This is a genomic window from Streptococcus oralis, assembly GCF_018448765.2.
Lineage (GTDB): Bacteria > Bacillota > Bacilli > Lactobacillales > Streptococcaceae > Streptococcus > Streptococcus oralis_BM.
Map to the genome: position 1 here is coordinate 637,183 of NZ_JAHCMC020000001.1, position 23,662 is coordinate 660,844.

Annotated in this window: 21 protein-coding genes; 17 read left to right on the forward strand and 4 right to left on the reverse strand. The window is 41.4% G+C overall.

Annotated features, from left to right (window positions below):
- The first annotated feature begins 2 nt into the window (after window positions 1-2).
- From KIH88_RS03110 to metK, 3 genes are all read left to right on the forward strand, one after another.
- Window positions 3-818, forward strand: coding sequence for an endonuclease/exonuclease/phosphatase family protein (locus KIH88_RS03110; RefSeq protein ID WP_007520355.1), 816 nt, complete (start codon window positions 3-5; stop codon window positions 816-818).
- Between the two features lie 103 nt (window positions 819-921).
- The gene (locus KIH88_RS03115) at window positions 922-2,265 is read left to right on the forward strand and encodes a DEAD/DEAH box helicase (RefSeq protein WP_213988752.1); all 1,344 of its coding nucleotides are present in this window, start codon (window positions 922-924) and stop codon (window positions 2,263-2,265) included.
- 196 nt (window positions 2,266-2,461) lie between these two features.
- Complete coding sequence (gene metK / locus KIH88_RS03120; RefSeq protein ID WP_213988705.1) at window positions 2,462-3,655, forward strand: methionine adenosyltransferase; 1,194 nt, start codon at window positions 2,462-2,464, stop codon at window positions 3,653-3,655.
- Window positions 3,656-3,763: 108 nt separating this feature from the next.
- Here metK and KIH88_RS03125 read toward each other — a convergent pair whose 3' ends face one another.
- From KIH88_RS03125 to KIH88_RS03140, 4 genes are all read right to left on the reverse strand, one after another.
- Window positions 3,764-4,063, reverse strand: a complete 300-nt coding sequence (locus KIH88_RS03125) for a DUF1827 family protein (RefSeq protein ID WP_000767205.1) — start codon at window positions 4,061-4,063, stop codon at window positions 3,764-3,766.
- 58 nt (window positions 4,064-4,121) lie between these two features.
- A complete protein-coding gene (locus KIH88_RS03130; protein WP_007520352.1) occupies window positions 4,122-4,574 on the reverse strand; it encodes an NUDIX hydrolase in 453 nt (150 codons plus the stop codon).
- A gap of 130 nt (window positions 4,575-4,704) precedes the next feature.
- Complete coding sequence (locus KIH88_RS03135) at window positions 4,705-6,966, reverse strand: ATP-dependent Clp protease ATP-binding subunit (protein WP_213988704.1); 2,262 nt, start codon at window positions 6,964-6,966, stop codon at window positions 4,705-4,707.
- A 240-nt stretch (window positions 6,967-7,206) separates the two neighbouring features.
- On the reverse strand, window positions 7,207-7,437 hold the full coding sequence (locus KIH88_RS03140) for a DUF1797 family protein (RefSeq protein WP_000443577.1): 231 nt from the start codon (window positions 7,435-7,437) through the stop codon (window positions 7,207-7,209).
- 191 nt (window positions 7,438-7,628) lie between these two features.
- Between KIH88_RS03140 and KIH88_RS03145 the strand changes: the two genes are divergently transcribed.
- The 14 genes from KIH88_RS03145 to KIH88_RS03210 all read left to right on the forward strand — a co-directional run bounded on the left by KIH88_RS03145 (window position 7,629) and on the right by KIH88_RS03210 (window position 23,405).
- Window positions 7,629-8,312, forward strand: a complete 684-nt coding sequence (locus KIH88_RS03145) for an amino acid ABC transporter permease (protein ID WP_001011622.1) — start codon at window positions 7,629-7,631, stop codon at window positions 8,310-8,312.
- Entirely contained in the window at window positions 8,312-9,046 is a 735-nt protein-coding gene (locus KIH88_RS03150; RefSeq protein WP_000140926.1) for an amino acid ABC transporter ATP-binding protein, read from the forward strand. Before KIH88_RS03145 ends, KIH88_RS03150 begins: the two co-directional genes overlap by 1 nt.
- 33 nt (window positions 9,047-9,079) lie before the next feature.
- Window positions 9,080-9,400: a TfoX/Sxy family protein gene (locus KIH88_RS03155; protein ID WP_213988703.1), complete on the forward strand. Its 321-nt coding sequence runs from the start codon at window positions 9,080-9,082 to the stop codon at window positions 9,398-9,400.
- A 148-nt stretch (window positions 9,401-9,548) separates the two neighbouring features.
- Window positions 9,549-10,406, forward strand: coding sequence for a bifunctional methylenetetrahydrofolate dehydrogenase/methenyltetrahydrofolate cyclohydrolase (locus KIH88_RS03160; protein ID WP_213988702.1), 858 nt, complete (start codon window positions 9,549-9,551; stop codon window positions 10,404-10,406).
- A 4-nt stretch (window positions 10,407-10,410) separates the two neighbouring features.
- Entirely contained in the window at window positions 10,411-11,184 is a 774-nt protein-coding gene (locus tag KIH88_RS03165; protein ID WP_213988701.1) for an HAD hydrolase family protein, read from the forward strand.
- Between the two features lie 55 nt (window positions 11,185-11,239).
- Entirely contained in the window at window positions 11,240-12,091 is an 852-nt protein-coding gene (locus tag KIH88_RS03170; protein WP_213988700.1) for an NAD(P)H-hydrate dehydratase, read from the forward strand.
- A 199-nt stretch (window positions 12,092-12,290) separates the two neighbouring features.
- Entirely contained in the window at window positions 12,291-14,780 is a 2,490-nt protein-coding gene (locus KIH88_RS03175) for a bifunctional DnaQ family exonuclease/ATP-dependent helicase (RefSeq protein ID WP_374107554.1), read from the forward strand.
- A gap of 5 nt (window positions 14,781-14,785) precedes the next feature.
- Window positions 14,786-16,009, forward strand: coding sequence for an FtsW/RodA/SpoVE family cell cycle protein (locus KIH88_RS03180; RefSeq protein ID WP_213988698.1), 1,224 nt, complete (start codon window positions 14,786-14,788; stop codon window positions 16,007-16,009).
- A 10-nt stretch (window positions 16,010-16,019) separates the two neighbouring features.
- Window positions 16,020-16,568, forward strand: a complete 549-nt coding sequence (locus KIH88_RS03185) for a DJ-1 family glyoxalase III (protein ID WP_213988697.1) — start codon at window positions 16,020-16,022, stop codon at window positions 16,566-16,568.
- An 89-nt stretch (window positions 16,569-16,657) separates the two neighbouring features.
- On the forward strand, window positions 16,658-17,221 hold the full coding sequence (locus KIH88_RS03190; RefSeq protein ID WP_282185127.1) for an HAD-IA family hydrolase: 564 nt from the start codon (window positions 16,658-16,660) through the stop codon (window positions 17,219-17,221).
- Between the two features lie 13 nt (window positions 17,222-17,234).
- The gene (gene gyrB, locus KIH88_RS03195) at window positions 17,235-19,181 is read left to right on the forward strand and encodes a DNA topoisomerase (ATP-hydrolyzing) subunit B (protein WP_084875527.1); all 1,947 of its coding nucleotides are present in this window, start codon (window positions 17,235-17,237) and stop codon (window positions 19,179-19,181) included.
- 80 nt (window positions 19,182-19,261) lie between these two features.
- Complete coding sequence (gene ezrA / locus KIH88_RS03200) at window positions 19,262-20,989, forward strand: septation ring formation regulator EzrA (protein ID WP_213988695.1); 1,728 nt, start codon at window positions 19,262-19,264, stop codon at window positions 20,987-20,989.
- Window positions 20,990-21,092: 103 nt separating this feature from the next.
- A complete protein-coding gene (gene pgdA, locus KIH88_RS03205; RefSeq protein ID WP_213988694.1) occupies window positions 21,093-22,481 on the forward strand; it encodes a peptidoglycan-N-acetylglucosamine deacetylase PgdA in 1,389 nt (462 codons plus the stop codon).
- Between the two features lie 81 nt (window positions 22,482-22,562).
- Window positions 22,563-23,405 carry an aldo/keto reductase gene (locus KIH88_RS03210; RefSeq protein WP_213988693.1) on the forward strand — a complete coding sequence of 281 codons (843 nt, stop codon included), beginning with the start codon at window positions 22,563-22,565 and terminating at the stop codon, window positions 23,403-23,405.
- Window positions 23,406-23,662 lie beyond the last annotated feature (257 nt).

Here is a 23,662-nt window from a genome sequence, read left to right on the forward strand (position 1 = left end):
GCATGAAATTTTTAACACTCAATACTCATAGTTGGATGGAAAAAGAAGCAGAGAAAAAATTCCAGCTCTTGCTCCAAGATATTCTTGACAAAGATTATGATTTGATCTGTTTTCAAGAAATTAATCAAGAAATGAGTTCGCCTGAGGTAGAGGTTAACAATCACTATCAAGCTTTACCATCAGCAGAACCTATTCATCAGGACCACTATGTACGACTCCTGGTTGAAAAATTGGCTGAGAAAGGGAAAAACTACTACTGGACTTGGGCTTACAATCATATCGGCTATGACCGCTACCATGAAGGTGTAGCCATCTTATCCAAAACACCGATTAAGGCGCGTGAGATTTTAGTGTCAGATGTAGATGATCCAACGGACTACCATACTCGCCGTGTTGCCTTGGCGGAGACAGAAGTTGAAGGTAAGGAGCTTGCTCTTGCAAGTGTCCATCTCTCTTGGTGGGATAAAGGTTTCCAAGAAGAATGGGCACGATTTGAGGCTGTACTAAAAGAGTTGAACAAACCTTTGATTTTAGCAGGTGATTTTAATAATCCAGCTGGTCAGGAAGGCTATCAAGCGATTTTAGCTAGTCCATTAGGATTACAAGACGCATTTGAAGTTGCGAAAGAAAGAAGTGGTAGCTATACCGTTCCACCAGAAATTGATGGCTGGAAAGGCAATACCGAGCCGCTACGAATCGACTATGTCTTTACGACAAAAGACTTAGAAGTAGAAAGTTTGCATGTAGTTTTTGATGGTCAAAATGATCCACAAGTCAGTGACCACTATGGTTTGAATGCTATTTTAAACTGGAAATAAAAATGAAAGGAAGTAATTTCTTTCATTTTTTGATTCTCGAACTGGACTACTGAAAATGTTTAAAATATGGTATAATGGTTAGATGAATAGAATCGAGGATAATATGTCATTTACGAAATTTCAGTTTAAAAACTATATAGAAAAGGCATTGGAGGAGTTGAAGTTTACGACTCCTACCGAAGTTCAGGAAAAGTTGATTCCTATTGTCTTGGCAGGTCGTGACTTGGTGGGCGAGTCGAAAACTGGTTCAGGAAAGACTCATACTTTCTTATTACCAATTTTCCAGCAATTAGATGAAACTAGCGATAGTGTGCAAGCAGTCATTACTGCACCAAGTCGTGAGTTGGCCACTCAGATCTACCAAGCAGCTCGTCAGATTGCAGCCCACTCAGATGTCGAAGTTCGTGTGGTTAATTATGTGGGTGGTACGGATAAGGCGCGTCAGATTGAAAAACTTGCCAGCAACCAACCACATATCGTTATCGGAACGCCAGGTCGTATCTATGACTTGGTCAAATCTGGTGATTTAGCTATTCACAAGGCTAAGACATTTGTAGTTGATGAAGCCGATATGACCTTGGATATGGGATTCTTGGAAACCGTTGATAAGATTGCAGGGAGCCTTCCAAAAGACTTGCAGTTCATGGTCTTTTCAGCGACAATTCCACAAAAATTGCAGCCGTTCTTGAAAAAATACTTGTCAAATCCTGTCATGGAGAAAATCAAGACTAAAACAGTCATTTCTGATACCATTGATAACTGGTTGATTTCGACCAAGGGCCGCGATAAGAATGCTCAGATTTATGAATTGACTCAGTTGATGCAGCCTTATTTGGCAATGATCTTTGTTAACACAAAAACGCGTGCAGATGAGTTACATGCCTACTTGACTGCTCAAGGATTGAAGGTAGCAAAGATTCATGGAGATATTGCCCCTCGTGAACGCAAGCGGATCATGAATCAGGTGAAAAATCTGGATTTTGAGTACATTGTTGCAACGGACTTGGCAGCGCGTGGAATTGACATTGAAGGTGTCAGCCATGTTATCAATGACGCCATTCCGCAAGACTTGTCCTTCTTTGTTCACCGTGTTGGACGAACTGGGCGCAACGGACTGCCTGGTACGGCTATTACCCTTTACCAGCCAAGCGATGACTCAGATATCCGTGAGTTGGAGAAATTAGGAATCAAGTTTATTCCTAAGATGATCAAAGACGGAGAGTTTCAAGATACCTATGACCGTGATCGTCGTGCCAACCGTGAAAAGAAGCAGGATAAACTTGATATTGAAATGATTGGCTTGGTTAAAAAGAAAAAGAAAAAAGTCAAACCAGGCTACAAGAAGAAGATTAAATGGGCGGTGGATGAAAAACGCCGCAAAACTAAGCGTGCTGAAAATCGTGCACGTGGCCGTGCAGAGCGGAAAGCCAAACGCCAAACATTTTAAGAACAAAATTGGAGCTGAATGGCTCCTTTTTGTAACTTCATTTTATAAATTATCGAAAAGAATGCAAAAATGAGTAAAAAGTGGTATAATGATAAGGTTATATAGTCCCGATAAGATGGTAGGTATTCATTACTAGTAGTTTTCCTATCAGTACTTTGTAACTCTATAACAATATTTTTTAAGGGGGGACATTTTTATGTCAGAACGTAAATTATTCACGTCTGAATCTGTATCTGAGGGGCATCCAGATAAGATTGCAGACCAAATTTCAGATGCGATTTTGGATGCTATTTTAGCAAAGGATCCAGAAGCGCATGTTGCTGCTGAGACAGCTGTCTACACTGGTTCCGTCCATGTTTTTGGTGAAATTTCTACACATGCTTATGTGGATATCAACCGTGTGGTTCGTGATACCATTGCAGAGATTGGTTATACGAATGTAGAATATGGTTTTTCTGCGGAAACAGTTGGAGTTCATCCATCGCTTGTTGAGCAGTCACCAGATATCGCCCAAGGGGTTAACGAAGCCTTAGAAGTCCGTGGAAATGCGGATCAAGACCCGTTGGACTTGATTGGAGCTGGTGACCAAGGTCTCATGTTTGGATTTGCTGTGGATGAGACAGAGGAACTCATGCCATTGCCAATCTCGCTTAGCCACAAACTGGTTCGTCGTTTGGCAGAACTTCGTAAATCTGGTGAAATCAGCTATCTCCGTCCAGATGCTAAATCACAAGTTACAGTTGAGTATGATGAAAATGACCGTCCGGTACGTGTGGACACGGTCGTTATTTCAACTCAGCACGACCCAGAAGCTACTAATGAACAAATCCACAAAGATGTGATTGACAAGGTCATCAAAGAAGTTATTCCATCCTCTTACTTGGATGAGCAAACAAAATTCTTTATCAATCCGACTGGCCGCTTTGTAATTGGTGGACCTCAAGGAGACTCAGGTTTGACTGGTCGTAAGATTATCGTGGATACCTATGGTGGCTATTCTCGTCATGGTGGCGGTGCCTTCTCTGGTAAGGATGCGACGAAGGTGGACCGTTCAGCCTCTTATGCGGCTCGCTACATTGCCAAGAATATCGTGGCAGCGGGTCTGGCTAAGAAAGTAGAAGTGCAATTGGCCTACGCTATCGGTGTGGCGCAGCCAGTTTCCGTTCGTATCGATACCTTTGGTACAGGAACAGTAGCTGAAAGCAAACTTGAAAAAGCAACGCGTCAAATCTTTGATCTTCGCCCTGCAGGAATTATCCGAATGTTGGATCTTAAACGTCCAATTTATCGTCAAACAGCGGCCTATGGACACATGGGACGTACAGATATCGATCTTCCATGGGAACGTTTGGATAAGGTAGATGCTTTGAAAGAGGCTGTGAAATCATAACCACCCGTTAGGTGTGAGACGGACTAATAGTCACATAATAAAAAAGATTGGTAGTTGTGTATTACCAATCTTTTTTATAAGTGAAAACCAGCTTTTAAGCTGGTTTTCTTATTTTATAGGGATTGAAATCTCAATCAATTTATCCGAATAGAGGGTTTTGATATTGGCTTCATCGATGCTTCCTTTGTCAATTTTACGTTTCAAGAAGAAGTCTTGGATGGTTTCAATTTCGGGTTCACGAATAGCACGGTGTTTGTTGGAAATGAGGATTTCATAGTGAAGTGGGGCTTGTGTGAAAACCACATCTGTATTTCCGGCCGAATAGACCTCGACAAGAGTTGCATCAGTACTTTCTAATTGGCTTTTAACAAGTTGCGAGTGTGAATTAGTCGTGTTGATAAGCTTCATAACAGTTCCTCCGATTTTCTAACTCTATTATAGCACTTTTTGGATAAAATCGTGTATTTTAGCCAATTCCATGCTGGATTTTCCAAGCTTCTATTCCCCATTTATGGCTACCACGTTTGAGTTTTTCAATTGCTTCATCAATAGGAAACCAAGCAATATGATTAAAATCTTCCAATGGCTTCTGTACTTCTTGGAAAGAAATAGCTTCATAGAGATAAGCTGGGTTATAGTAGTAGGTATCACGGTGTCGAGAGTAGAAATACTCATCAGCTTGCCCATAATAGGTCCCGATCTCAGCTGTAAAGCCAAGTTCTTCGATTAGTTCTCTCTTCAGTGCTTCTTGATGAGCTTCGCCTGCTTCAATCTCTCCACCTGGCAAGAACCAAGCACCATTGGGAGCTTGGACTAAGACAATTTGTTTTTTTTCTTCATCCGGAATAACTGCGTACACACCATAGCGGGGCTGGTAAGTCACATTCTCCTTTTTTTCACCAAAAGTTGGGTTTGCCATTGAATTTTCCTCATTCTTTAGTATCTTTATTATTATCATAATGGACGAGGGACTAGCTGTCAAGGTTTTGCATTTATTTTAGTAAAAAAGGTGCAGAAAATGATAGACTTTCTGCACTTGTTAGGTCGTTTTATTCTTCTTTTTCAGAAGTAACCTCTTCTGTTTTTTCAGTTTTTTTGGCAGATTTGATTTGAATCTTACCATTGCTTGTCATGACTGCCTTGAGGTCTTTTTCGCTTGGATTTTCAAGGTAGTAGTCTGTAATAGCATCCTCGATATGGTCTTGAATGGTACGACGGAGTGGGCGTGCTCCCATTTTGGGATCATAACCTAGGTCAACCAACTTTTCCTTGACCTTGTCTGTCACATCGAGGTGGATGTTGTTGCTAGAGAGGCGTTTGTTGACATCCGCTAGCATGAGTTCGACGATTTGGAGAAGGTTGTCCTTGCTGAGAGGTTTAAATTCGATGATGCCGTCAAAACGGTTCATAAACTCAGGACTAAAGAAGTTGCCGAGTTCACCGAGAACAGAGTTGGTTCGACCTTCACGAGCAGCTCCAAAACCAACACTGGCTTCGGCCTTACCGGTACCGGCATTTGAGGTCATGATAATGATAGCATCCTTAAAGCTAACTGTTCGTCCTTGTCCGTCTGTCAAACGGCCATCGTCTAAGACTTGAAGGAACATGTGCATCACATCTGGATGGGCTTTTTCGACTTCATCGAGAAGGATGAGTGAGTAAGGATTACGACGAACTTTTTCCGTTAACTGACCCGCTTCATCGTAGCCAACATAACCTGGAGGGGCTCCGACCAATTTAGCCACACTGTGTTTTTCCATGTATTCACTCATATCAAAGCGAATCATGCTGTCAGCAGAACCAAAGAGTTCAATGGCTAGTTGTTTGGACAGTTCTGTCTTACCGACACCAGTTGGTCCGACAAAGAGGAAACTTCCGATTGGGCGGTTAGGAGTTCCAAGACCAACACGATTACGACGGATGGCTTTGGCAATCTTATCGACAGCTTCATCTTGACCAATGACATGAGCTTTGAGGTCGTCTGCTAGATGGATAAGCTGAGACTGTTCTTTTTCTTTGAGTTCTCCGACAGGAATATTGGTTTTCTGCTCAATGATATGCTCAATGGTTTTCTCGCTAATGATAGGAGTATCCTGGTCAGTCACCTTGTTTTTATGCATTTCCTTGTACTTGGCAATCTGATCGCGGAAATAGGCAGCCTTTTCAAAGTCTTCCTCTCGAGTAGCTTGAGCCTTGAGATTCTCAGCTTCAATTAAACGCTGATCAATCACTTTAGGATCAACAAAGTTCAGCGTCAGATTCATCTTAGAACCAGCTTCATCTAACAGGTCAATAGCCTTGTCTGGCAAGAAGCGGTCTTGGATATAGCGATTGGAAAGATTTGCAGCAGCTTCGATAGCAGCGTCTGTGTACTTGACGTGATGGTAGTCTTCGTATTTCTTTTGAACCCCTTTGAGGATGATAATGGTTTCTTCGACAGTTGGTTCATCAACTTTGACAGGCTGCATACGGCGTTCCAAAGCAGCATCTTTTTCAATGATACGGTATTCATTGAGAGTAGTAGCGCCGACCAGTTGCAATTCACCACGGGCAAGGGCTGGTTTGAGGATATTTCCTGCATCCATATTGCCATCGCCAGCAGATCCTGCACCAACAATTTCATGGATTTCGTCGATAAAGAGAATGATGTCCTCGCGTTTGCGTATCTCTTCCATGAGCTTTTGCATACGCTCTTCAAATTGACCTCGAATCCCTGTTCCTTGAACTAGACTAACCACATCCAGACGGATGACCTGCTTGCCTTGGAGTTTATGGGGAACATCACCATCGACAATCTTCTGAGCTAAACCTTCGACAACGGCAGTTTTACCAACACCTGGTTCTCCGATAAGGACAGGATTGTTCTTGGTTCGACGGTTGAGGATTTCGATAACGCGGATAATCTCCTCATCTCGACCTATAACAGGGTCAATATCTCCCCGACGAGCTATTTCAGTCACGTTGATACCATATTCCTCTAGGAGCCCTCTTTCTTGGCTAGGAGGAGGTGTTTGAACAGGTCCGCGGTTTTGAGGTCCGTATCCCCCATTACCTCCGTATCCCCCACCGGATTGAGTTGGAGGGACGTTATTTGAAGAAGCCCTGAAATTGTTCAAATCATTGAAAAAGTCTCCAAAAGGATCAAAGTCACGATTGTTTAAGTCAGTCATTCCTTTAAAGAGGGTATTATTTGGATCTGTTTTGATAATTTTATAGCAATTTTGACAGAGATCAATTTGTTTTTGCTGTCCATTGATATTGGTATACAGATGAATTGTTGAGTCGTTAATTTTACAGTTTTGACAGAGCATACATCTACCTCATTTCATTCGTATTCTTGACCTAAGAAAAAGGTCAAGAATAGTCAAAGTTTTATACTCTCATTATAGCATGATTAAGGTGTAAAGCAAGTAAAAAGATTGGGAAGTGGTCATTTTTAAAAGAAGGATTTATGGAGGATTAAGCGACTTGAAGGTAAGAAAAAAAATCCCATTTGTGGTGACAAAAAGGATTCTCATTCATCAAGCAGGGGTCTCTCTGCTGTTTGTATATTAGTAAAGGAGTTCGTAGATCTCCATTGCAATCAAATCAATGCTATCAAAGGTATAGGTTTCACGAGCTTCTACATCGCGAAGAGTGAAGAGTGATCCGTTTTCTTCGTCGTGGCTGTATGCAACTTCTGCGACAACAACACCTTCACGTTCAAAATTACGTTTTAGATTTCCACCATCTTTTGTCATTGCTTCTAGGCGGTTAATGATTCTAACCAAATGTGATTCCATTTTGATTCTCCTCCATTTCTTATCGTTTCTATTTTACCATAAACAAGAGGTAGTTGACTAGAAAAAAACTGTGATTTCTCTCTATTTCTCCATTCTATCAAGTTAATTGTTAAAATTGGTGAAAAAGGATTGCATTTTAATTCAATTCATGTTATAATCATACAATCTAATACATAGAAAGTTGATTGAATATGAATTTTTCTTTTTTACCAAAGTATTTACCGTATTTTAACTATGGTGCTCTGATTACCGTATTGATTTCCATCCTTGTTGTCTGCTTAGGTACCATTATAGGTGTGTTGCTGGCCTTTGCTCAGCGATCACGCTTTAAACCGCTCGTTTGGTTTGCAAATGTGTATGTTTGGATTTTCCGTGGTACTCCGATGATGGTTCAGATTATGATTGCCTTTGCTCTTATGCATATCAATGCTCCGACTATTCAGGTTGGGATTTTGGGTGTTGATTTGTCTCGTTTGATTCCAGGGATTTTGATTATCTCTATGAACAGTGGAGCTTACGTTTCAGAAACTGTTCGTGCGGGAATCAATGCGGTTCCGAAAGGACAGTTAGAGGCCGCATATTCTCTAGGTATTCGTCCCAAAAATGCCATGCGCTATGTCATTTTGCCACAGGCTATCAAAAATATTCTTCCAGCTCTGGGAAATGAATTTATCACCATTATCAAGGATAGTTCCCTCTTGTCAGCGATTGGGGTAATGGAGTTGTGGAATGGTGCAACGACAGTAGCAACAACAACTTATTTACCATTGACTCCCCTTTTATTTGCAGCCTTTTACTATTTGATTATGACCTCTGTTTTGACAGTGGCGTTGAAAGCATTCGAAAAACATATTGGACAAGGAGACAAGAAATAATGACAGAAACCTTGATTAAAATTGAAGAACTACATAAATCTTTTGGGAAAAATGAAGTTTTAAAAGGCATCAATCTTGAGATTAAACGTGGAGAAGTTGTGGTCATTATTGGTCCGTCAGGGAGCGGGAAATCAACCCTCCTTCGTTCGATGAATCTACTTGAAGAAGCAAGTAAAGGTAAGGTTATCTTTGAAGGAGTTGATATCACTGATAAGAAAAATGACCTTTTTGCTATGCGTGAAAAGATGGGCATGGTATTCCAACAATTCAACCTCTTTCCCAATATGACAGTGATGGAAAATATCACTTTGTCACCAATTAAAACCAAAGGTGAAAGCAAGGAAGTTGCGGAGAAAAGAGCACAGGAACTGTTAGAAAAAGTTGGCTTGCCAGATAAGGCGACGGCTTATCCTCAGAGCTTGTCAGGTGGTCAGCAACAACGGATTGCCATAGCACGTGGTTTGGCCATGGAACCAGATGTTTTGCTCTTTGATGAGCCGACTTCAGCCCTAGACCCTGAGATGGTTGGAGAAGTCCTAGCTGTTATGCAAGACCTCGCTAAATCAGGGATGACCATGGTGATTGTGACGCATGAAATGGGCTTTGCGCGTGAGGTAGCAGACCGTGTTATCTTTATGGCGGATGGAGTTGTTGTCGAAGATGGAACGCCTGAGGAGATTTTCAATCAAACAAAAGAACAACGGACCAAGGAATTTTTGAGTAAGGTTTTGTAAAACCTCATTTTTAGAAGAAAGGGGGTAGGCATCATGGCTTCCAGTAAAGAATATTTAGATTTTATTCTCGAACAGCTATCAGAGCTAGAGGAGATGAGTTATCGTCCAATGATGGGAGAGTATATCCTTTATTATCGTGGGAAGATTATTGGGGGAATCTATGATAATCGTTTGTTACTGAAGCCTGTGAAGGTGATTTTGGATCAACTAGGACAGACTAGGCTTGAACGTCCTTATGAGGGAGCTAAGGAGATGATTTTGATAGAAGACATTGAAGATAAGTCATTTCTAACGAGATTAATTAAGGATATGTATGAAGTCTTACCGGCTCCAAAAGTCAAAAAGAAAGCATGACAGATTCACCTAATATAAATAGGTACAAAAGCTCGATAAGGGCTTTTTCTTATAGTTTTTGACTATAAGGTCCATTAGTCAAGAAATGTTAGAATGACAAGGTATTTTTTGTTATAATAGGGGATATCTGATAGAAAAGAGAAGAGATATGGCACAGATTATTGATGGGAAGGCTCTTGCGGCTAAGTTACAAGGACAGTTGACTGAAAAGACGGCCAAACTAAAAGAAGAAACAGGTTTAGTTCCAGGCTTGGTGGTGATTTTGGTGGGGGACAATCCAGCCAGCCAAGTCTACGTTCGCAACAAGAAACGCTCAGCTCTCGCTGCTGGCTTCCGTAGTGAAGTAGTGCGAGTTCCAGAGACCATTACCCAAGCGGAATTGTTGGACTTGATTTCCAAATACAATCAAGATCCAGCTTGGCATGGGATTTTGGTCCAGTTACCTTTACCAAAACATATTGATGAAGAGGCAGTTTTATTAGCCATTGACCCCGAAAAAGACGTGGATGGTTTCCATCCGCTAAACATGGGTCGCCTCTGGTCTGGTCATCCAGTTATGATTCCTTCGACACCTGCAGGAATTATGGAAATGTTTCATGAGTATGAGATTGAGTTGGAAGGTAAAAATGCGGTTGTTATCGGTCGCTCAAATATCGTTGGAAAACCGATGGCTCAGCTTCTTTTAGCCAAGAATGCGACTGTGACCTTGACTCACTCACGCACCCATAACCTTGCCAAGGTAGCTGCTAAAGCAGATATTCTTGTGGTTGCTATCGGTCGTGCTAAGTTTGTGACTGTTGACTTTGTCAAACCAGGAGCGGTTGTCATTGACGTTGGGATGAACCGAGATGAAAATGGTAAGCTTTGTGGAGATGTTGATTATGATGCCGTTGCACCATTTGCTAGTCACATCACACCTGTACCGGGTGGAGTTGGTCCTATGACCATTACTATGCTGATGGAGCAAACCTATCAGGCAGCGCTTCGAACACTAAACAAGGACTAGGAAGATGAAATTCGTATTTGACCTGGATGGAACGCTATCTTTTGACTACATGACCATAGATGAGGAGATTCAGCAGGTTCTTTTAAAGGCTGAAGATTATGGGCATGATCTTGTATTTGCCTCAGCTCGCTCTTATCGGGATTGCTTGGGTTTATTAGGCCCTGAACTCAGTCAGCGCTTGGTTATAGGTTTGAATGGTGGCGTAGCCTATCACTTGGGGAAGGCTATCTTCGAAAGAAATCTCGATGCTAGAGTTTATCAGGCGCTAGTGGATTATTGCCAGACTTATAATCTCCCTTTCTTTGTAGATGATTGCTTTGACTATAGTGGTCAGATTGTAGAGAAGATTCCATTTATTTCCAGTGTGGATCCCCTAAAGGTAGCTCGTCATCAGAAACTCGAGGACTTAGGGACTCCGATTAAGGTAGTCGTTTATATGGGAGACCATGAGGATTTGCTTGATGATCTGCTTGGTCAGTTAGAAAGACTGGGGCAGGCTCATCTCTCCTATCATGCGCATGAAAAGTGCCTCTATGTCAACCCCTTGGATACTCATAAGGCAACAACTGTTGAAAAATTATGTGGGGAGAACTTCATCGCTTTTGGAAATGACCAAAACGATATTGAACTGTTTAAGACATCTCTTTATTCAGTTCAGATAGGAGTTTTTGCTGGTCTTACTCCATATGCAGATGAAACGGTTGAGCTAAAAGGAGAACCTTCTCCAGCAGTGGCAGCTAAAATCTTACAGACCTTTGCGGAATTTAAGGGAAAATAGATAGAAGGAGGTCTGAACCTCCTTTTGTAGTATAATGGAGTGAAAGGAAAAAACGATGAAAGTGATTGATCAAGCTTTATTAGAAAAAGTCATTATTGAACGTTCTCGTCACAGCCATAAGGGAGATTACGGTCTCCTGCTCTTGCTGGGAGGGACCTATCTCTATGGGGGAGCTATCATCATGTCAGCCATTGCAGCAGTCAAAAGTGGGGCAGGGTTGGTGACTGTTGGCACGGATAAGGAGAATATTCCGGCTCTGCACAGTCATTTACCTGAGGCCATGGCATTTTCTCTTCAAGATCAGCAATTGTTAGAAGAACAGTTGGAAAAGGCAGAAGTTGTCTTGTTAGGTCCGGGTTTGCGAGAGGATGCATTTGGAGAAGAACTCGTAAAACGAGTCTTTGACTGCCTTAGAAGAGACCAGATTTTGATTGTAGATGGTGGTGCTTTGGGCAGCTTAGCAAAAGGCCAGTTACCATTTCCTTCCAGTCAGCTTATTCTAACTCCCCACCAAAAGGAATGGGAAAGACTGTCTGGTATAGTTCTTGACCATCAAAATACAGAGACGACTGCTAGTGCTCTTTCAGCTTTTCCTCAAGGGACGATTTTAGTTGAGAAAGGTCCAGCGACTCGTATCTGGCAAGCCGGGCAGCATGAATATTATCAGTTACAGGTTGGAGGCCCCTATCAAGCAACTGGTGGGATGGGAGATACTCTGGCTGGGATGATTGCAGGTTTTGCAGGTCAGTTTCACCAAGTCAGTCTCTATGAGAGAGTGGTGGTAGCGACTCACCTTCATTCAGCTATCGCGCAAGAACTAGCTCAAGAAAACTATCTTGTCTTGCCAACAGAAATTAGCAAGGCTCTTCCGAAAACAATGAAAAAAATATCTCAAAAAGGCAGCTAATACCTTTGTTGTCTTTTTGTGTTGATGTAGGTTTGTTGATAAGGTTTTCAAATACCTCAGAACCAGCGACCAACTGCTGAACTTGCGTGAAATTCTCACTTTTAAGGTCTTGATTTTTAATCAAGCTCGCAAGTGAAGCCAGATTGTTATCAAAGTTGAGGGATGTCAAATCATGCTTTTTTTGATATAATTTTTAATGATGAATGCGAGAAATGATCGGTATGTGGTCGTTGATTTAGAGGCGACCAGCACTGGAAGCAAGGCAAAAATTATTCAAGTGGGCATTGTGGTGATTGAGAATGGTGACATCATCGATCAGTATGCGACTGATGTCAATCCCCATGAACCCTTGGATTCTCATATCAAAGAATTAACGGGTCTGACCGATCAGCGTTTGGCTGCGGCACCAGAGTTTTCTCAGGTGGCTGGAAAAATTTTTGAATTGGTTAAGGACGGTATTTTTGTTGCGCACAATGTACAGTTTGATGCTAACCTTCTTGCAGAATTTCTCTTTTTTGAAGGATATGAATTGCGTACACCGCGGGTGGATACAGTTGAGCTTGCCCAAGTTCTGTATCCTCAGTTTGAAAAGTATAACTTAGGTATCCTTTGTCAAGAGCTGGGCATTGAGCTGGAACATGCCCATACTGCCCTGTCAGATGCTCAGGCAACAGCTGAACTCTTGCTCTACATGCGTCAAAAACTTTTTGAGCTACCTAAAGGGCTTTTAGAAAGCTTGTTAGACCTTGCAGATAACCTTCTCTATGAAAGTTATCTGGTGATTGAGGAGGTCTATCAGCAACAGTCTCTCTTATCTTCGCCAGACTTGATGGAGCTTCATGGGCTTTTCCTAAAAAAGGAAAGCAAAGCCTTAGTCCCACGAAAGTTATCCAAAGACTTTGCTAAAAATATTTCTTTATTGGGGCTGGAGGAACGTCCACAGCAGCTGGATTTTGCGGAGAAGGTTGAGCAATTATTGGAAGAACACCAAACTTCCTTTATCCAAGCCCAAACGGGACTGGGCAAGACTTATGGTTATCTCCTCCCGGCTTTGAACTTGGAGAGTCAAGCAGGTGTCCTAGTGAGCGTTCCGACCAAAATTCTTCAAAATCAAATCATGCAAGAAGAAGGTCAGCGCTTAAAAGAGGTCTTCCATCTGGAAATTCATAGTCTCAAGGGGCCTCAAAATTACTTGAAATTGGATGCCTTTCACCGAGTTCTCTATCGATCAGAGTCCAATCGCCTTTTCACACGCTTTAAAATGCAACTGCTCATCTGGCTAACAGAGACAGAGACTGGTGATTTGGATGAAATTGGGCAACTTTATCGCTACCAGCATTTTCTGCCAGAACTAGTCCACGATGGCAAGCTTTCAAAGAAAAGTTTATTTGCTACAGAGGATTTTTGGAAACGAGGGCAGGAGAAGGCCAAGACCAGTCGTGTTCTTCTGACCAATCATGCCTATCTGGTCACTCGTTTGGAAGACAATCCAGAGTTTGTCGACAACCGTTTGGTGATCTTGGACGAGGCTCAAAAAATGCTGCTAGCTCTCGAAAATCTAGCCCAGCAGGCTTATCACCTTGAGGAACTTGTAACCCAGTTTGATAAGTCCTTGAAGACAGAGGAAGATTTGGTTCAGAAGCGTTTGCTTGAGAGTATTGGCTTTGAATGTCGTTACTTGATAGAGCACTATCAGTCAGGTCTTAAGAATGGAAAGTGGTTAGATTCTCTTGAACAGTTGCGCCATCATTTTTCGGAGCTAGCTCTCCCAGAGTATAGAGAGATTGCAAACTTTTTCACCTCGGACCGTGAATTTTGGCTTGCTACAGCAGAAAAATCGAGCAAGGATGTCCTGATTTGTTCAAGCAAAAAAGGCCGCTTTATACTAGCAGAGTTATTGCCAGAAGATTGTAGGCTCCTAGGAGTATCAGCTACTCTTGAAATCAGCAATCGGGTTTCCCTAGCAGATTTATTGGGATTTCTGGATGCTCCACTTGTTAGGCTTGATGTAGCAAAGCAGGACCAACAAGAAGTCTTTCTAGTTAATGACTTTCCTCTTGTGACTGAAGTTTCACTTGTTGACTATGCTAGTGAAGTGGCTTCTGTTATCCGAAGGTTACAAGCCTTTCAAGAACCCTTATTGGTCTTGTTTACTTCAAAAGAGATGTTGCTGGCAGTTTCGGACCTGCTCGACCAACCGCATCTAGCTCAGTATAAAAATGGGGAAGCAAGCCAACTGAAAAAACGTTTTGAAAAAGGTGAACGCCAGATCTTGCTTGGAACAGGCAGTTTCTGGGAAGGAGTTGATTTTTCAACCCATCCTTGCGTGATTCAAGTGATTCCGAGATTGCCTTTCCAAAATCCCCAAGAGCCGTTAACCAAAAAGTTAAACCAAGAACTGCGTCAAGAAGGAAAAAATCCTTTTTATGATTATCAGTTGCCGATGGCGATCATTCGGCTAAAACAAGCCCTTGGTCGTACTGTTAGACGGCCCAACCAAGGTTCGGTTGCTGTAATCTTAGACAGTCGTGTTGTCAGCAAGCGCTACGGCAAACAAATCGCCCAGACCTTGTCAAAAGAAAGGGCTGTTCAGGTTCTTTCTAGAGAACAGCTAGAGCCTGCTGTAGCTGATTTTCTCCAATCCCGTCGCAATAGAATGAAAGAAAAATCCAAGAAAGAGAAAAGGTAAAAAATATGAAACGTTCCTTCGACTCTCGAGTCGATTATAGCCTCCTTCTACCAGTGTTTTGTTTACTGGTGATTGGAGTAGTGGCCATTTATATAGCAGTTAGTCATGACTATCCAAATAATGTGTTACCAATACTAGGCCAGCAAATCGCTTGGATTTCCTTGGGCCTTGTCATTGGTTTTGTAGTCATGTTCTTCAATACTGAGTTTTTATGGAAGGTGACTCCTTATCTCTATGGTTTAGGCCTAGCCTTGATGGTCCTCCCTCTTGTTTTCTACAATCCAAATCTTGTAGCGTCAACAGGTGCCAAAAACTGGGTATCGATTGGTAGAACGACACTCTTTCAGCCATCGGAGTTCATGAAGATTTCCTATATCTTGATGCTAGCTCGAGTCATCGTACAATTCACTCAAAAACACAAGGAATGGCAACGGACTATTCCCTTGGATTTCCTATTGATTGGTTGGATGATTGCCTTTACCATCCCAGTCTTGATCCTCTTAGCCCTACAAAGTGACTTGGGGACTGCCTTGGTCTTTGTAGCTATTTTTGCAGGTATGGTTCTCCTTTCAGGTGTTTCGTGGAAGATTATCATTCCTGTTTTTGCGACAGGAGTGACTGCGGTTGCAGGCTTCATGGCCATCTTTATAAGCAAGGATGGACGTGCCTTCTTGCATCAGATTGGGATGCCAACTTACCAGATTAACCGTATTTTGGCCTGGCTCAATCCCTTTGACTTTGCGCAAACAACGACTTACCAACAGGCGCAGGGGCAAATTGCGATTGGAAGTGGTGGCTTGTTTGGACAAGGTTTCAATGTGTCCAATCTCCTCATTCCAGTACGTGAGAGTGATATGATTTTTACCGTAATTGCTGAAGACTTTGGCTTCATTGGTTCAGTTTTTGTGGTTGCCCTGTACTTGCTTCTTATTTACCGGATGTTGAAGATTACGCTCAGGTCAAATAACCAGTTCTACACCTACATTTCGACTGGATTTATCATGATGTTGCTCTTCCATATCTTTGAAAATATCGGTGCCGTGACAGGCTTACTTCCTTTGACAGGGATTCCTCTGCCTTTCATTTCTCAAGGGGGCTCCGCAATTATTAGTAACCTCATCGGTGTCGGTCTCCTCTTATCTATGAGTTACCAGACCAAACTAGCGGAGGAGAAAAGTGGAAAAGTTCCATTCAAACGAAAGAAAGTCGTCCTAAAACAAATCAAATAAGGAGGCCACTATGGCAAAAGTAGCAGTTATCTTAGCCCAGGGTTTTGAAGAAATTGAAGCCTTGACAGTAGTTGATGTCTTGCGTCGAGCAAACATTTCATGCGATATGGTAGGATTTGAAGAGCAGGTGACAGGATCACATGGCATTCAGGTAAAAGCCGACCGTATCTTTGATGGCGATTTGTCCGACTATGACTTGGTAGTTCTTCCAGGTGGTATGCCAGGCTCAGCTCACCTACGGGATAATCAAGCCCTCATTTCACAGATTAAAGCCTTTGACCAAGCAGGAAAGAAAGTTGCAGCTATCTGTGCAGCTCCAATCGCCCTCCATCAAGCAGGTGTCCTGAAAGACAAGCACTTTACCTGTTATGACGGTGTTCAGGAAAACATCAGTGACGGAATTTATCGAAAGGAAACAGTAGTTGTGGATGGCAATCTAACAACTAGCCGAGGACCGTCAACTGCCCTTGCCTTTGCCTATGAGTTGGTAGAGCAGTTGGGAGGAGATGCAGAAAGTTTACGAGTCGGCATGCTCTATCAAGATGTCTTTGGAAATTAACAGTAAGACGAGAGTTCGGCTCTCGTTTTTGCTTGGAAAAATCTAGGAAATCATCGCTTTTTTCGTAAAAAAATGGTATAATGAAGGGTATGAAATATCGTGACTATATATGGGATTTAGGTGGTACCCTATTGGATAATTATGAGACTTCTACAGCGGCCTTTGTAGAGACCTTAGCCCAATACGGAATAGAGCAAGAACACGACCGTGTTTACGAAGCCTTGAAGGTTTCGACAGCTTTTGCCACTGAGAAGTTTGCCCCAGCCATCGAGAATTTTTTAGAAAACTACAAAGAGAATGAAGCGCGTGAGCTAGAGTACCCAGTTTTGTTTGAGGGAATTCCAGAGTTACTAAAAGACATCTCTGACAAGGGTGGCCGTCATTTCTTAGTCTCTCATCGAAATGACCAAGTGCTAGAACTTCTTGCAAAGACTCAGATAGCTGACTATTTCACAGAAGTCGTGACTGCCAGTTCTGGTTTCAAACGGAAACCAGATCCTGAGTCTATGATTTATTTACGTGATAAATATCATATCTCATCCGGTTTGGTCATTGGAGACAGAAATATTGATGTAGAAGCAGGTGAAGCTGCCGGCTTAGATGCCTATCTTTTTAAAAACGTTGCGACACTGAGACAAGCAATAGACATGTAAGAAAAGGGAAAAAATGACAGAAGAAATCAAAAATCAACAGGCACAGGATTATGATGCCAGTCAAATTCAAGTTTTGGAGGGGCTGGAAGCTGTTCGTATGCGTCCAGGTATGTATATTGGATCGACTTCAAAAGAAGGTCTTCACCATCTAGTATGGGAAATTGTTGATAACTCAATTGACGAAGCCCTAGCTGGATTTGCCAGTCATATCCAAGTCCTTATTGAGCCAGATAATTCCATTACCGTTGTGGATGATGGACGTGGTATTCCTGTTGACATTCAGGAAAAGACAGGACGTCCTGCTGTTGAGACCGTCTTTACTGTTCTTCACGCTGGAGGAAAGTTCGGCGGTGGCGGATACAAGGTATCAGGTGGATTGCACGGTGTGGGTTCATCAGTAGTAAATGCCCTCTCAACTCAACTAGATGTTCGGGTTCATAAAAACGGAAAAATTTATTATCAAGAATACCACCGTGGGAATGTCGTTGCTGATCTTGAGGTGATTGGGGATACGGATAGAACCGGAACAACAGTTCACTTCACGCCGGATCCAGAGATTTTTACAGAAACGACGACTTTTGATTTTGATAAATTAAACAAACGTATTCAAGAACTAGCCTTTTTGAACCGAGGTCTTCGAATCTCCATCACAGATAAGCGTGAAGGTCTCGAACAGACTAAACATTACCACTATGAGGGTGGTATTGCTAGCTATGTTGAATATATCAACGAGAACAAGGATGTGATCTTTGATACACCAATCTACACAGACGGTGAGATGGATGATATCACAGTTGAAGTAGCCATGCAGTACACAACCGGTTACCACGAAAATGTCATGAGTTTCGCCAATAACATTCACACCCATGAAGGTGGTACGCATGAGCAAGGTTTCCGTACAGCACTGACGCGTGTTATCAACGATTATGCTCGTAAAAATAAATTACTTAAAGACAATGAAGACAACCTAACAGGGGAAGATGTCCGTGAAGGTTTGACTGCTGTGATCTCTGTCAAGCATCCAAATCCACAATTTGAAGGACAAACCAAGACTAAACTGGGCAATAGTGAAGTGGTCAAGATCACCAATCGCCTCTTCAGCGATGCCTTCTCTGATTTTCTCATGGAAAATCCACAGATCGCCAAGCGTATCGTGGAAAAAGGGATTTTGGCTGCCAAGGCTCGTGTAGCTGCCAAGCGTGCGCGTGAAGTCACTCGCAAGAAATCTGGTTTGGAAATTTCCAATCTTCCAGGAAAACTAGCAGACTGTTCTTCAAATAATCCTGCTGAAACCGAACTCTTCATCGTCGAAGGAGACTCGGCTGGTGGATCAGCTAAATCTGGTCGTAACCGTGAGTTCCAAGCTATATTACCAATTCGTGGTAAAATCTTGAACGTTGAAAAGGCTAGCATGGATAAGATTCTTGCCAACGAAGAAATTCGGAGTCTCTTCACAGCCATGGGGACAGGATTTGGCGCAGAATTTGATGTTACTAAGGCTCGTTACCAAAAACTCGTTTTGATGACCGATGCCGATGTCGATGGTGCCCACATTCGAACTCTCTTGCTAACCTTGATTTACCGCTACATGAAACCAATCCTAGAAGCTGGTTATGTTTATATTGCCCAACCACCGATTTATGGGGTTAAAGTTGGAAGTGAGATCAAAGAATACATCCAGCCAGGTACAGATCAAGAAATTAAACTCCAAGAAGCCTTAGCACGTCATAGTGAAGGGCGCTCAAAGCCAACCATCCAACGTTATAAGGGATTAGGAGAAATGGATGATCACCAATTGTGGGAAACAACCATGGATCCAGAACATCGCTTGATGGCACGTGTTTCAGTAGATGATGCTGCTGAAGCAGATAGAATCTTTGATATGTTGATGGGAGATCGGGTAGAACCTCGCCGCGAATTTATTGAAGAAAACGCTGTTTACAGTACACTTGACGTCTAAAAAATGTGGGAAATAGTTCCCTTGGTTTAAAAAATATGATATAATCATTACGATTGTTTCTAGTATAAAAGGAGTTTGATATGTCTAATGGACAACTAATTTATCTAATGGTTGCGATTGCGATCATTTTGATTTTAGCTTATGTAACAGCCATTTTTCTACGTAAGCGTAATGTAAGCAGATTAACGGCGCTTGAAGAAAGAAAAGAAGAACTCTACAATCTTCCTGTAAATGATGAGGTTGAAGCCGTTAAAAATATGCACTTGATTGGTCAAAGTCAGGTGACCTTTCGTGAATGGAATCAAAAATGGGTTGATTTATCTCTGAACTCATTTGCAGACATCGAAAATCACCTCTTTGAAGCTGAAAACTACAATAATTCTTTCCGTTTCTTTAAAGCAGCTCACAAGATTGATCAAATTGAAAGCCAGATTAGTTTGATTGAAGAGGATATTGCAGCTATTCGCAATGCCCTTTCTGAACTCGAAAAGCAAGAGTCTAAGAACAGTGGTCGCGTCCTACATGCTTTGGACTTGTTTGAAACCCTTCAACATACGGTTGCAGAGGACTCAGAGAAATATGGGAAAGCTCTTCCTGAGATTGAGAAACAATTGGAAAATATCCAATCGGAATTCTCTCAATTTGTTACCCTTAACTCATCAGGTGACCCAGTTGAAGCTGCAGCAATCTTAGATGATACTGAAAATCATATTCTTGCTCTAACGCATATTGTTGATCGTATTCCAGCTCTTGTTGAAACCTTGATAAAGGAATTACCAGACCAATTAGCAGATTTGGAAGAAGGCTATCGCAAGCTGTTGGATGCCAACTACCACTTTACTGAAACAGATATTGAGTCACGTTTCCAACTTTTGCATGAATCTTTGAAGAATAATCAAGAAAACATTCGTCAGTTGGAGTTGGACAATGCAGAGTATGAAAATAATCGTATTCAAGAAGAAATCAACGCACTTTATGATATTTTCACTCGTGAAATTGAGGCTCAAAAAGTCGTTGAGAATCTCCTCTCAACACTTCCAATCTATCTCAACCACTTGAAAGAAAATAACCAGGTGCTTGTTCAGGATCTTGAACGCCTGAATAAAACTTACCTTCTTCCAGAAAGTGATGGAAATCATGTTCGCCGACTTCAAGAAGAATTAGCTGCACTTGATACCGCTATTTTAGAAGTAACAGAGGATCAAAGAGAATCTGCTCAAGCCTATTCTGTTCTTGAAGAACAGTTGGAAATGCTTCAAAGCAATCTCAAAGATATTGAAGATGAGCAAATTTCTGTGAGCGAACGACTTGCGCAAATTGAAAAAGATGACCTTAATGCTCGCCAAAAAGCAAATGTCTATGTAAATCGTTTGCACACCATCAAACGTTACATGGAGAAGCGAAACTTACCAGGTATCCCTCAAAGTTTCTTGAAGCTCTTCTTTACTGCAAGTCATAATACAGAAGATTTGATGGCGGAGCTAGAACAACCGCAGGTTAATATTGAATCTGTTAAGCGAATTCTTGAAATTGCAACGAATGATATGGCAGTACTTGAGACAGAAACATACGACATTGTTCAGTATGCGACTTTGACAGAGCAACTTCTTCAATACTCAAATCGCTACCGTTCATTTGATGAACGCATCCAAGAGGCTTTCAACGAAGCACTTGAAATTTTTGAGAAAGAGTTTGACTATCGGGCATCATTTGAGAAGATTTCTCAAGCCTTGGAAGTTGCAGAACCAGGAGTTACAAATCGTTTTGTAACTTCATATGAAAAAACACGTGAAGCAATTCGCTTTTAAAATAGAAGCTTAGAGAACTCTAAGCTTTTTCTTTATTTTTGAAATGGAGCTAGATTACCTGTTTATCATTGAAATAATAGCTTTGATTTGATATGATGGAAATATGAAGAAAAATATGAACCGTGTTTCTCACGATAAAAAGAGAAGGTTATTGCTTTCCTTTGTTGGGATCTTAGGAATCGCTATGATTCTTTTGGGAAGTGCCATTGGCTACAAGGTTCTACAAAAGCAATCTTATGAACAAAAAATTGAAGCGTTAAAAAGCAAAAAGGATCAGCAATTCAACTCAGGTAGTCAGAGGGACCATTTCCGAAAAGGGCAAGCGGAGGTGATTGCCTACTACCCTCTGCAAGGAGAGGAAGTTATTGCGTCTATTAGAGAAAAAATCAACCAAGACATCAAAGAAAATCTAGAAGATAAAGAGGATCTGGTCTTTTATTATACTGAACGGCTGGATCCTGTCTTAAAGGGAGTTGTTGCTCGTAATATCAGCAAGCAAGTCTACGATTTGTCTGCATCAAAGGTTGAAGAAAAAGAAAAGACTTCTTTAGGAAAAATTTTCTTGACTGAAGATGGGAAAGCTTTTGACCTCAGTAAACTCTTCAAAGATGCAAGCAAGGCTAAGGAACTCTTACTGAGTCAAATCAAATCAACTCTAGAAGATAAGAAACTTGACCAGGCAAAAATTGATCAAGTTATAAAGAGCTTCACAGACCAAGAATTGACATCTTGGAGTTTTGATTATAAGGATAGTCAAATCATCCTTTATCCTGCTAATGCTGGAGAGACTGTTGAGGAAATTGCTTTACCAATATCCAGTTTCTTTGATGTCATTGAGTCCTCTTATCTATTAGAAAAGGATGCTGAACTTTACCAAGCATACTTTGCTAAGAAAAATAAAAAAGTTGTAGCCTTGACCTTTGATGATGGTCCAAATCCTACTACAACCACGCAGGCTTTGGATACTTTAGCTAAATACGGTGTAAAGGCAACCTTCTTTGTACTTGGTAAAAACATTGCAGGTAATGAAAATCTTCTAAAACGAATGAAATCAGAAGGTCATGTTGTAGGAAACCACAGCTGGAGTCATCCCGTTCTTTCACAACTTTCGCTCGAAGATGCTAAAAAACAAATCACTGATACAGAAGATTTGTTAACTCAAGTTTTAGGATCAAGCTCTAAACTGATGCGCCCACCTTATGGCGCCATCACTGATGATATTCGAAACAGCCTTGATTTAAGCTTCATCATGTGGGACGTGGATAGTTTGGACTGGAAGAGTAAAAATGAGACAGCCATTTTGACAGAGATACAACGTCAGGTTCGCAATGGTTCCATCATCCTCATGCATGATATTCATGGTCCTTCTGTTAATTCTCTACCAAGTGTTATTGAGTATTTAAAGGGTGAAGGGTATACATTTGTAACCGTTCCTGAATTGCTCAATTCTCGCTTAAAAGCTCACGAGATCTATTACGATCGTGATCAATAATTGTTAAAATCTAAAGGGGCAAGTGTTCTGATAATCAGGATTTTGTTTCTTTAGATTTTCTTCACATAGAAAGGAAAAACGATGAAATCTTACACCCTTAATAATGGAGTTTCAATTCCTGTTCTAGGATTTGGAACATGGAAAGCTGAAAATGGAGAGGTAGCCTACCAAGCCGTTTTAGAAGCCTTAAAGGCTGGTTATCGACATATAGATACTGCAGCTATCTATAAAAATGAGGAAAGTGTTGGTCGTGCTATACGAGATAGCGGTATTCCACGCCAAGAAATCTTTGTAACGACCAAACTTTGGAATACCAATCACAGCTATGGTGACGCTCGCCATGCATTTGAAGAATCAATAGAAAAACTGGGATTGGATTATCTAGATTTGTACCTTATTCATTGGCCAAATCCAAAACCTTTAAGAGAAAATGACGAATGGAAAACTCGCAATACTGAAGTCTGGAGAGCGATGGAGGACCTTTACCAAGAAGGTAAGATCAGTACTATTGGCGTTAGTAATTTCCTTCCCCATCATTTGGATGCTTTGCTTGAGACAGCAAGAGTCATTCCGGCGGTCAATCAGGTACGCTTGGCACCAGGAGTTTATCAAGAGGAAGTGGTTGACTACTGTAGAGAGAAAGGAATTCTCCTAGAGGCTTGGGGGCCTTTTGGGCAAGGGGAGTTGTTTGAACAGAAAGAAGTCCAAGAAATTGCTGCTAAGTATGGGAAATCAGTGGCTCAAATTGCCTTGGCTTGGAGTTTGGCAGAAGGTTTTTTACCTCTACCTAAGTCAGTGACAGCCTCTCGTATCCAGAGCAATCTTGACTGTTTTGGAATTGAACTCAGCAAAGACGAGCGAGAAGTTTTAAAGACAATTTCAGTGACTTCGGGCGCACCACGTGTGGATGAGATGGATTTTTAGTTTGTATAATCTATTTATACCGAAATAACAAAGACTAGGAATTTTAAATCCTAGTCTTTTTGTGTATAAAAGTCTAGATTGTTTGTATAGTAAAATAGTTTTAGAAATTGAAATAAATGAACGAATCCAGAAAATATTGGTTTGATAAAACAAATAACACGAATGATAAAATTGCCAAAGAGAATTACATACGCAAATATTACATTTTTGTGACAATTCAGATTTTTATGAAAATTTTTGATTATTTGCGTTATAAT

What these genes read in the sequence shown, in the direction of transcription:
- KIH88_RS03125 (WP_000767205.1), bottom strand. Translation starts at nt 4,063, where the DNA reads ATGAAGCTTATCAACACGACTAATTCACACTCGCAACTTGTTAAAAGC.
- KIH88_RS03185 (WP_213988697.1), top strand. Translation starts at nt 16,020, where the DNA reads ATGGCAAAAGTAGCAGTTATCTTAGCCCAGGGTTTTGAAGAAATTGAA.
- KIH88_RS03160 (WP_213988702.1), top strand. Translation starts at nt 9,549, where the DNA reads ATGGCACAGATTATTGATGGGAAGGCTCTTGCGGCTAAGTTACAAGGA.
- ezrA (WP_213988695.1), top strand. Translation starts at nt 19,262, where the DNA reads ATGTCTAATGGACAACTAATTTATCTAATGGTTGCGATTGCGATCATT.
- gyrB (WP_084875527.1), top strand. Translation starts at nt 17,235, where the DNA reads ATGACAGAAGAAATCAAAAATCAACAGGCACAGGATTATGATGCCAGT.
- KIH88_RS03170 (WP_213988700.1), top strand. Translation starts at nt 11,240, where the DNA reads ATGAAAGTGATTGATCAAGCTTTATTAGAAAAAGTCATTATTGAACGT.
- KIH88_RS03175 (WP_374107554.1), top strand. Translation starts at nt 12,291, where the DNA reads ATGAATGCGAGAAATGATCGGTATGTGGTCGTTGATTTAGAGGCGACC.
- KIH88_RS03115 (WP_213988752.1), top strand. Translation starts at nt 922, where the DNA reads ATGTCATTTACGAAATTTCAGTTTAAAAACTATATAGAAAAGGCATTG.
- KIH88_RS03110 (WP_007520355.1), top strand. Translation starts at nt 3, where the DNA reads ATGAAATTTTTAACACTCAATACTCATAGTTGGATGGAAAAAGAAGCA.
- KIH88_RS03130 (WP_007520352.1), bottom strand. Translation starts at nt 4,574, where the DNA reads ATGGCAAACCCAACTTTTGGTGAAAAAAAGGAGAATGTGACTTACCAG.
- metK (WP_213988705.1), top strand. Translation starts at nt 2,462, where the DNA reads ATGTCAGAACGTAAATTATTCACGTCTGAATCTGTATCTGAGGGGCAT.
- pgdA (WP_213988694.1), top strand. Translation starts at nt 21,093, where the DNA reads ATGAAGAAAAATATGAACCGTGTTTCTCACGATAAAAAGAGAAGGTTA.
- KIH88_RS03165 (WP_213988701.1), top strand. Translation starts at nt 10,411, where the DNA reads ATGAAATTCGTATTTGACCTGGATGGAACGCTATCTTTTGACTACATG.
- KIH88_RS03190 (WP_282185127.1), top strand. Translation starts at nt 16,658, where the DNA reads ATGAAATATCGTGACTATATATGGGATTTAGGTGGTACCCTATTGGAT.
- KIH88_RS03140 (WP_000443577.1), bottom strand. Translation starts at nt 7,437, where the DNA reads ATGGAATCACATTTGGTTAGAATCATTAACCGCCTAGAAGCAATGACA.
- KIH88_RS03210 (WP_213988693.1), top strand. Translation starts at nt 22,563, where the DNA reads ATGAAATCTTACACCCTTAATAATGGAGTTTCAATTCCTGTTCTAGGA.
- KIH88_RS03135 (WP_213988704.1), bottom strand. Translation starts at nt 6,966, where the DNA reads ATGCTCTGTCAAAACTGTAAAATTAACGACTCAACAATTCATCTGTAT.
- KIH88_RS03155 (WP_213988703.1), top strand. Translation starts at nt 9,080, where the DNA reads ATGGCTTCCAGTAAAGAATATTTAGATTTTATTCTCGAACAGCTATCA.
- KIH88_RS03145 (WP_001011622.1), top strand. Translation starts at nt 7,629, where the DNA reads ATGAATTTTTCTTTTTTACCAAAGTATTTACCGTATTTTAACTATGGT.
- KIH88_RS03150 (WP_000140926.1), top strand. Translation starts at nt 8,312, where the DNA reads ATGACAGAAACCTTGATTAAAATTGAAGAACTACATAAATCTTTTGGG.
- KIH88_RS03180 (WP_213988698.1), top strand. Translation starts at nt 14,786, where the DNA reads ATGAAACGTTCCTTCGACTCTCGAGTCGATTATAGCCTCCTTCTACCA.